This window comes from Sporomusa sp., assembly GCF_057736855.1.
In genome coordinates, this window is the sequence record NZ_JBYKYF010000332.1 from 1 (window position 1) to 3,103 (window position 3,103).

A 3,103-nucleotide genomic window follows, 5' to 3' on the forward strand; every position below is an offset into this window, starting at 1 on the left:
AGGTTGCGTTCAAGATAGCTTCTAGGCGACGTGACTTTCTGGTTTCTTCCCTTCGTAGTGTAGCTAGTTTCTCAGCTTCGAGAAAAGCAGATTGCAATGTTACACGATTGGTTTTTAAAAAAACATAGGGTAAGCCGTATTTTTGGGCATAGGCTACAGAAGGTCCTCCACCAACGATGCAGTAATTTCCTTCAGAAGCAAATGAAGCAATTCGCTGTTCTAGTGTGTTTAAATCTGTAATCATAACTTCTGTAATCGAAATACCCAATACTTTTTCCATGAGAGCCAAACCGATATAATGCTCTCGATATGATGTTATCACAATATTTTTACAAAACTGACTAGCTTCATATAATGCATCTAAAATTTCATAAGGTCCTGTATTGACAGGAATGACGGGAATAGAAAATCTTTCAGCCAAAAACTTGGCCGTTCCACCGCGGCTCATGAGTATATCAATTGGCGGGCCGTTCAGGTTCTCAATAATTTTACCAGCTTCTTCTAACCAACCTTCATAGAATTCTACGGCTAGTCCCAGTTCTTTCGCCACTGACTGTGCCATAGTAGATAGATCTTTGTAAGGAGAGATGAAAACAATACGGTTCATAGACACCCTCTTTTCGGCGACGATACATAATAACTTCATCTACAGAACACGTTTTATAGCGATTCTTATATATTTATTAACATAATATTAACATAATATTAACATATTTTAGGTCAAAACATTATTACTGAGGATTACTTGTAAAGCTCATTTGCTACATTATTCAACTCTCCAGCTAATACGCTTACCTGTTGGGTAATGGCTGTTAGGTTCGATAAGGCAGTCGCAATGTTACCAATGGCTTCTTCAACTGTATGAACTTCTTCTGCTACCTTGGTACTATTAGATTGAATGATCATAATAATATCTCCAACGTTTTTTACGGATGAATTACTACTAGTGGCTAATTTTCTGATTTCTTCGGCTACCACCTGAAAGCCTCGGCCGGAAACGCCTGCTCTTGCGGCCTCAATACCTGCATTTAGGCCAAGTAAATTTGTTTGAGCGACAATTCCTTTTAATATGGATAATATTTTCTCAGTTTCTTTAGCATGTTCCTGTGAGTCCTTTGAAGTTTGCAGTAATATCCGGCTTACAGATGCAATTTCTTCAGTTTGGCCTGAAACTTTTTCACATATCTGTGCTATTGATTTAATCTGACTATTTAATGAATCGGCTAATTGCTGGGTTTTTTCGTATTTGTCAACAGCTACTGAAGTAGCAAAAGCTCCTACTACCTCGCCACTCTGGTCTAGAATGGGATTGGCACAGCCAATATATGGTAGACCCCGGGCAGATTTGTCAACTTTCATAAATACTTTACGCTTTTCTTTCATTGCTCTATCGACAAGACTACCAGGGCGGATGGCTTCGCCTACAGGAATGTTCAAATTAAGATTTTCCGCTGGTCGATATACTAAGTATTTTTCTTGGTTAGTGATGGTTATGCCGATATTATAAGGCAATGATTGTAAAAAAATTGGATACGCGAGTAAAATAGCATTAAGAATATTTGGTTTTTCATTTTGATACAACTTTTTCCCCTCCATTACTAGCCATGCTTTCCAAAAGCATGGTTAAAAAATGTTGGTATCTTTAAATAAATAGCTAAGCATTTTTCATGCCAACAATAATAAGTAAAGTCTTGATTAAAAGTATTACATGGTTTTTACTTATAATAGCTAGGTTTTTAGTTGTTATAATATTAACATTATACTAAATAATCCTCGAATTTAAGTGGGATAAAAGCTCAGGAATGAGCCTTGATTATAAAAGAGAGGCTCATTCCTGAGCTTATCTTCTTGTTGATCTGATGGTCAAAATGCCTAAAATGGGGGTGTTTTCGTGTTGGCATGCTTCTTGCGTTGTTATAGTATAGCTGCAGCGTATGGATAACGTATAAGAAAGGAGTGAAAAACTCAAAGTCAAGCATACTGCGTCCGAAACTTATTTGTGTTACTAAATTAAGATTTGGAGGTTTCAAGATGAATAAGGAAAAGAAGACTGGTTACCGCTGGGTTGTCATGGCATTACTGTTTGTACTTTATACGGTAGCAAATGCTGATAGAGCAAATATTGGATTTGCTTTACCTTATCTTCGAAAAGAATTTGCCATGAGTAATACTGAAGCGGGAGCTATCATCAGCCTATTTTTCGCAGGGTATGCGCTTATGCAGATTCCTTCAGGTTTTTTGGTAAAAAAATTTGGTATGCGGGCGATGTTTTCGATTGGCATGGGTCTCACTTCCTTATGTACCGGTATGATTGGTATGGCAAATTCTGTTTTTGCTCTTAAAGCTTTACGCGTAGGGGTAGGGGTAGCAGAAGCACCAGTGGCAATTGCATGTACAACTGCAATTAATAACTGGTTTCCCGCAAAGGAAAAAGGCACAGCATCAGGAATTTTTCTTGCCGGATCTAAAGTAGGTCCTTTGATTGTCCCGCCGCTGTGCGCATGGATTATCTCAATGTGGGGCTGGCGTGAGATCTTTTATATATTTATGATCCCTGGGTTATTATTATCAATTGTCTGGTACTTATTGGTAACGAATAAACCGGCTGACAGTAGGTTTGTTTCGGCGGCTGAGGCCGAATATATTGCAGATAATACGGTAGCGCAAAAAAAAGAAGAGAAAAAGCGGGAATACAAGCTCTGGTGGGTAGATAAAATTGTTCGCGCCAAGAAAGTAAAACTTTTAGAAAATTCGGCCCAGGTATTTAAAAGCTGGGACATTTACGGAGCTGCGGTTGGTTATTTCTTCATGGTGGGTATTGTAAGTGTGCTTATGTCATGGTTACCAACCTATCTAGTTACAGTAAAAAAATTCGCAATTATGAAAACAGCTTTTGTTTCATCAGCGCCTTTTGCTGGGACTGTAGTCGGAAATTTTATAGGCGGTTGGCTTTCGGATAATGTTTTTAACAAGCGCCGTAAACCGATGATGATGGTTACCGCACTGTCGACAACCATTATGATGTACTCACTGATAAATGCGCCTCAAGATCCAACTCTATTGGGAATATTGCTGTTCGTAACAGGTGTTTTGCTTGCATTGG

3 protein-coding genes are annotated in these 3,103 nt (G+C 38.5%); 1 reads left to right on the forward strand and 2 read right to left on the reverse strand.

What is annotated here, in order from left to right; all coding sequences use genetic code 11:
- Positions 1 to 607: PrpR N-terminal domain-containing protein (locus AC29Z1_RS15670; protein WP_488272389.1), on the reverse strand; the 607-nt coding region annotated here is incomplete at its 3' end.
- A 134-nt stretch (positions 608 to 741) separates the two neighbouring features.
- Positions 742 to 1,581 carry a methyl-accepting chemotaxis protein gene (locus AC29Z1_RS15675; RefSeq protein ID WP_488272390.1) on the reverse strand — a complete coding sequence of 280 codons (840 nt, stop codon included), beginning with the start codon at positions 1,579 to 1,581 and terminating at the stop codon, positions 742 to 744.
- Between the two features lie 375 nt (positions 1,582 to 1,956).
- On the opposite strand from AC29Z1_RS15675, the gene AC29Z1_RS15680 reads away from it, so the two are divergent.
- On the forward strand, positions 1,957 to 3,103 hold a 1,147-nt coding region (locus AC29Z1_RS15680; protein ID WP_488272391.1), incomplete at its 3' end, for an MFS transporter.